Genomic DNA, 5,858 nt, shown 5'->3' with positions numbered 1-5,858 from the left:
TACTTGTGTTACCTGTTGTGTTTGCAGTTACGTTAGAGTTAGCTGATAAACCGCCTGATTTTGCAAGTACGGCAAATGGACTTGTATTTGTGTTAAGTAGTAGGAAAATTGCTATCGAAACAAAGAGTGTGACAGGAATCCCAGTATTTCTATAATGGTTTATCTGCATCTTCATATTCATATCTCATACTTGTTTATTAGAAGAAATTTAATACCTGTTAAATCTTTTTTCCAATTAGCATTGTTGAGTCTAGTTTCATTCCGCTTCAACCTGCTAAAAACTTTCCCGGAACCAGATTATAAGCTTTGCAATTAACTACCGTCCAGCGAAATCCTTCCTATGAGACAACGGCACCTTGATGATGTAAACGATACGATCTTATTGCTTGACTTGGATCGGTTCTAGTAGTATTTGTGAAAATATTATTTTACTCTTCTTCTCTTGTACAAATCTGAAAACCTGTCTCGCTCTAACTCTACATAGATTCTAGAAGGGTTAACATATGGGATGGCCTGTTTTACATTGTTTTCTATATTATCTATTACAGATTCTATTTGATCGGTATTTAGGCCATCAACCAAGTTCACTTCAATTGTCACCAAAACATCTTTAGGGGCCAAATACATAGAGCGCATTGTTATTATTCTATTGACTTCTGGAATTGACTTGATTAATCCCACAACTTTTTTGTAATCCTTTCTAGATATTGATTCGCCAATAAGCAATCCTTTATTCTCCTTCGCAAGAAAAAAGGCGAAAACGATTAATATACAGCCTATAGAAAGAGAACTCATAGAGTCATAAATGGAATTTCCAGTTTGCTCTGATAGAAAGATTCCGACCCCGGCAATTGCTATGCCCAATAAGGCTGCTGAATCCTCTACAAGAATTGTTATTATAGACGGATCTTTGCTTTCTTGAAATTCATTAATTAGTGATCGAATTCCCAATTTTTCTCCTTTCGCTTCGATAGAATTTTTTGAAGCGCCAAGGGCAACTCGTAAAGAATTTGCCTCAAAGGTAGCCGAGATCATTAGTATAACGTAGCTAACATCAACATGCTGGATCCGATGGGATGAGTTCGTAAGTGATACAAAACCCTGTTGCAACGAGAGAATCCCTGAGATCCCGAACAACATGGTGGCAACTATGAATGACCAAAAAAATTGCTCCTTCCCATATCCAAAAGGATGGCGCTCCGTAGCAGCCTTCGTGCTTGTCTTGATCCCTACTAGAAGCAATACTTGATTAAAAGTGTCCGAGGAGGAGTGAAGTGTTTCTGCCAGCATAGCAATGCTCCCCGTAAAAATGGCGGCTATCAACTTGGCTATGGCAATAGCCAAGTTGCCAAACAGAGCTGCATAGACTGCCTTTTTGGATGTGTTTACCACGATCTGATTGCAATTATAATGGATGAATTAATTTATCAACTTTGTTTTTTAGCTTTCATCGGATAATATGCCAAATTTCGAACCAGTCATAAATTTTGATTTTACTCTCAAGTTTACCTTATATTCTGGTCTTCCTGTCGTTAAATCAGAAGTTATTCGATGATATCAAACTTATATCGGCTTTTCCAAAAAAAGATTAAATTTTTCTAAAATTGGGCCAGTTAATGGCGCTATTTTATCTTCCTTTGGATATTTTCACTGATCTGAATTCCTGACTGTAACTTTAGCCCCTTAGGATGTCTTACGATAGATCATAATAATACTGAATCATCCAGATAATCCCCAAACTACCCAAGTGAATTGTACTGTATATGAACAAGCGCACCCAAGCAATTGACTAATCAACCTGGCGAATTGGATTTACCAATGTCATGGCCTTAGACTCTTGCTAACTTTAAATACTCATAACTTGGCGAGGATATGAATGATACCTTCTAAGATAGGAGAGCAATATGGTCGAAATAAAAGATTCGCCATCTAGGACAGAGTGGAGATGTAATGTCTGTGACAAGAAGTTCATAAATCTATACATATTGAACTACCACAAGCTTTTAGAACATAGCGAAATCAAGAGGCCACCTACGGGAGTGGCCTAGTCACGTGGACTATCGACAATCTAAAAATCCCTACGTGGATTTTGTAGGTTTTATAGGATGGCTGAAGGAAAAAACACTTTATAATTAATAAATTTATAAGAGCTGGATATGCCATTTATTTTTCCTGATCTGGTTCGTTCAAATTGCTAATACTTTATGACTCGACCGTTTATAGGATTTTAAGTATGAAAGTGGAGACCTCTAGTAGACTAAATTTGAACGGATAAATCTATTTAAATGAACAAAGGTAAATGCTAAAGCTTGTCCAAAATTGGCTTGATATCTGACACACACGACAATATCGAGAATATAGAGAAATCGATGAGGGTCTTTATGGAGCGAGAAGCAAGTACGGTAATTCATGCAGGAGATTTTGTCAGTCCTAGTGTAATACGTGCATTCCAAGAAGTAAAATTAATTGGAGTTTACGGAAATAACGATGTTGATAGAGCTGGTATAAAAGATGCATTTAACCTCATTGGGGGAACTATCACAGGTGAAATATACGAATTGGAAGTTGATGCATCGGAAATTGTGGTTTATCATGGAACTCAACAAGAAGCTAGTAATAGCATGATTCACTCCGGAAAGTACGACATAATGGTTTGTGGTCATACTCATCAGATCCAAAACAGTAGGGTCGGAAAGACCCTAGTTATTAATCCCGGGACAGCTAACGGCTGGTTCTTTGGATTTGGGGCAACATTGGCGATCCTTGATACCCAGTCCCGGTCTGCTGAGTTTATTCGATTATGAGTCTAACTAGCTTGTAGTACCTTTTTGAATTCAGCCTACAAGGCCTGGTCCGAAGGGCGCCCTTTTGCATTAATTGCTTTGGAATATTCGTAACAAACATTTAGTATCTTTGTAAGCACTTAATATTTGTCTGGTTAGTAGGCGAGTCCTCTCCATGATTCTATTCTGCTGGAGAGCGAGTCTAGATCGTTTTAGAGAGGTGATACTTAAATTTGACCCACGGCTAAGATAAGCAGTATAAGTACGACATCCTTCATGGTTTCAGGATTTATCCTTCAGTCTCTTGGCAAATAACTAGATTCGGTATCAATTGGCAGAAATACAAACACCTCCTATTGTTACAACGGATTTTGTTTATCTACAGTTTATTGGTGACGCGTATTGCTGAAATTAATTCGATGATTCAACTAAATATTGTATGGCATCTTCATTAGCAGGTCTTTTTTCGCTTTCTATCTAGTACTCCCTCTCCCTCTTAGTACCTCAAGTTTTTTAGTTAGAAAAATCTAAATCTCAAAAATTGGGCATACGTTGGAAGAATCTAAGTGACAAATTGTTTCCGAAAATAACTCTAGGTCAAGACCATAACGGTGTTGGTAGAAAGCATCGTAGTAGGTGTGAACTGTATGTTCTCCCTGACCCGACTGTATGCATTCGTTGCGGGAGAGTACTTAAGCAACCAATTACCGGAAAGGACAAGCAAAGGTTGAGGCGCATCAGGCAGAAAAGAGAAGAACAAGATAGAATAATCAAAGTCATCAAAAAGGGACACACGAATGCGAAAATAGAATAATGATGATGCATATACGATTTTACATGAACTCTTTTCGCATTACGATTCACGACTTGTCAACAAATTGTAAAAGTAGATCTAATCGACACGACCCGGTTGAAAAATTATTTCCGGAAAGCACTGCCGAGTTAGTTTGGGATGCTATCGTAGAACCATGAAACAACATAGGTGGCTTGACTGTGAGAAAAAAACCGATCATAAGAGTAATCGACACATTGAAAAAGGTGAATGTACGGATCACATCTGAAACAAACCAACAAGAAGAGTGAGAACAAGTTATGACAATAAAAATAAGAAGGTGTTCAGACTTCACTGAGCTTTTGCAAACGAATCTGCGCAAGAGGTACGAGGAGAGAAGAAGGCATAGTGATTCGGCTATACACGTTTCAGATATTCTGCCTTCTAATTGCATCAGAAAACAGTTTTATTCTCGGAAGATGCCGGATATGGACCCAATTACCAACAAGTCAGTTCATCATTTTGTAAGAGGCGAGGCCAGTGAATTTATTATAACTAACTTGGCCAACATTGGCGTTGCACAGTCCGAACTGGAAATGGAAGGATTGGTTGCGCATCCTGATATCATGGCAGAGGAAATGAGCGGCGAGGGATCAGAAGAAAATATGAATGGCGAAGCACAAAAATGGCGAGGTACAGTAGTTGAACTCAAGGATACAATTAGCGGGAAGAGGCTCGACATCATGGATCCCACTTTTACATCTTATCTCAGACAGTTACTGTATTACCTAGTAATGACAGAGATAGAAAAGGGAATCATCTCTATAAGATACAATAGTCGAGAATTGAGGTGGATCAAAAGAGATCTTTCAGGAGATTATTTCCTCAGACCTCATAATGGTAGAGAGGTAGGAATTGAAAGTTGGCAAATTTCATTGCCTAAGGGAGACCTCACGAGAGAGATAATAAAGAATGAAATGATGAGACGCAAGACGTTGTTTCTTAAGGCACTTCAGGAAGATGATGTATCTATCCTTCCCAGACTAAGTGAAGGTCTAAGACATGGCAAATGTACTAATTGCCAATTTTATCAAAAATGCATGAATGAAGATGGCGAAACAGACGACGCTAAAGAGATGGCTAATGAGAAAGATTTGTTGGAGATTAACGGCGTAATCGATTTTAACCCGATAGAGTTAGCCAAGAATTAGCAAACCAAGAGAGAAGGGCTTCAGCTATGCAACGGGCAGCTCGATTCACATATTTATGGAGCAAAAGATCAAGATCTCGACTTGGTCCTATTCGGCTATAAGTTGCTCGCATTTCGGCATAAATTACGTACCGTCAGCTATGCTCACATCGATAGAATAATATAGTATCATTGGTCAGCCCAGCGACAGCGCTTTTCCAACTCTCGAACCGGACCTCCCCGCTCGTTATCACTGAAGTGGAATTTATGCCCATGTCTGACTGTAACTTCTTTCTCAGCTAATGTAGATTATGCAGTTTAAGTAGTCGTAGAGGATTTGTTGCCGTAGATGACGTCCAAAATAAATTGTCGTTCAAATGTTTATCCTTCCGGCCAGATTTGTACACCACGTTAAAGGATACAAGATAGGTCATGACGTACGCTGCATGGTATGCTGTGCCCAAGGGCTCAAAAATGAAGTAGAGTTATCTTATTTCGAGCCTGATGAATAATAAGGAAATAGACCTGCTCACGTCTGAACCTTATGATAGGAAACAACGAACTGCAAACTTAACTAGATGGCAGCTCAACTAGGAGAGGTCGAGAGCGAAACGTAACGATCTGTACCTTTTATAATCATCCAACAGTATCTTTGCCAGATGTCTTGTTATATCAGAGACGCTCAGCATGCCAGCAATCCTATTGTCTGCCTCCAACACTACTAGATGCTTCAGCCTGTTTTTAGTCATTAACCTGGATGCAGTATCTATTGAATCATAAGACATTATTGTAAACAACGGGGATGACATAATGTCCTCCAAGGCTATTCTGCTGGGAGCTATTTTTTCTAGACACACCCGTTTGATCATATCACGCTCTGTAATTATGCCAAGAGGTTTCCCTTGCTTGTCAACTACAATTACCGATCCCACACGCCTATCCTTCATTAACCCTGCGACATCATAAGCTGTCATCCCGGAATCCGCGCTCATCGTGACAAGATCTCCATGTGACGCTATTTCACTGACGGTGCTCATACAACTATAGCTGAGTATCCGTTCTTTTAAATTGTGTTGATAAAAATTCGTCCATAATTATCATTTATCCTATATGT

Annotated in this window: 5 protein-coding genes; 3 read left to right on the top strand and 2 right to left on the bottom strand. The window is 39.1% G+C overall.

Features of this window, described 5'->3' with window-relative positions:
* Window positions 1-423: 423 nt before the first annotated feature.
* Window positions 424-1,392 carry a cation diffusion facilitator family transporter gene (locus DYY65_RS08670; protein ID WP_201449421.1) on the bottom strand — a complete coding sequence of 323 codons (969 nt, stop codon included), beginning with the start codon at window positions 1,390-1,392 and terminating at the stop codon, window positions 424-426.
* A gap of 917 nt (window positions 1,393-2,309) precedes the next feature.
* Here DYY65_RS08670 and DYY65_RS08665 point away from each other — a divergent pair.
* The 3 genes from DYY65_RS08665 to DYY65_RS08655 all read left to right on the top strand — a co-directional run bounded on the left by DYY65_RS08665 (window position 2,310) and on the right by DYY65_RS08655 (window position 4,766).
* Entirely contained in the window at window positions 2,310-2,804 is a 495-nt protein-coding gene (locus DYY65_RS08665; protein WP_162477567.1) for a metallophosphoesterase, read from the top strand.
* 553 nt (window positions 2,805-3,357) lie between these two features.
* Window positions 3,358-3,597, top strand: coding sequence for a hypothetical protein (locus tag DYY65_RS08660; RefSeq protein WP_162477566.1), 240 nt, complete (start codon window positions 3,358-3,360; stop codon window positions 3,595-3,597).
* A gap of 278 nt (window positions 3,598-3,875) precedes the next feature.
* On the top strand, window positions 3,876-4,766 hold the full coding sequence (locus tag DYY65_RS08655) for a hypothetical protein (protein WP_162477565.1): 891 nt from the start codon (window positions 3,876-3,878) through the stop codon (window positions 4,764-4,766).
* 568 nt (window positions 4,767-5,334) lie between these two features.
* On the opposite strand, the gene DYY65_RS08650 is transcribed toward DYY65_RS08655, so the two are convergent.
* The gene (locus DYY65_RS08650) at window positions 5,335-5,736 is read right to left on the bottom strand and encodes a CBS domain-containing protein (protein ID WP_236561754.1); all 402 of its coding nucleotides are present in this window, start codon (window positions 5,734-5,736) and stop codon (window positions 5,335-5,337) included.
* Window positions 5,737-5,858 lie beyond the last annotated feature (122 nt).

This window comes from Nitrososphaera sp. AFS, from assembly GCF_009898475.1.
In the GTDB taxonomy this organism is placed as follows: domain Archaea; phylum Thermoproteota; class Nitrososphaeria; order Nitrososphaerales; family Nitrososphaeraceae; genus Nitrosopolaris.
Note: the sequence above shows the minus strand (reverse complement) of the source record. Positions and strands in the feature narration are given on the sequence as shown.

Excerpts from the sequence above, each read along its gene's own strand:
- DYY65_RS08655 (WP_162477565.1), top strand. The coding sequence starts at position 3,876 with ATGACAATAAAAATAAGAAGGTGTTCAGACTTCACTGAGCTTTTGCAA.
- DYY65_RS08650 (WP_236561754.1), bottom strand. The coding sequence starts at position 5,736 with ATGAGCGCGGATTCCGGGATGACAGCTTATGATGTCGCAGGGTTAATG.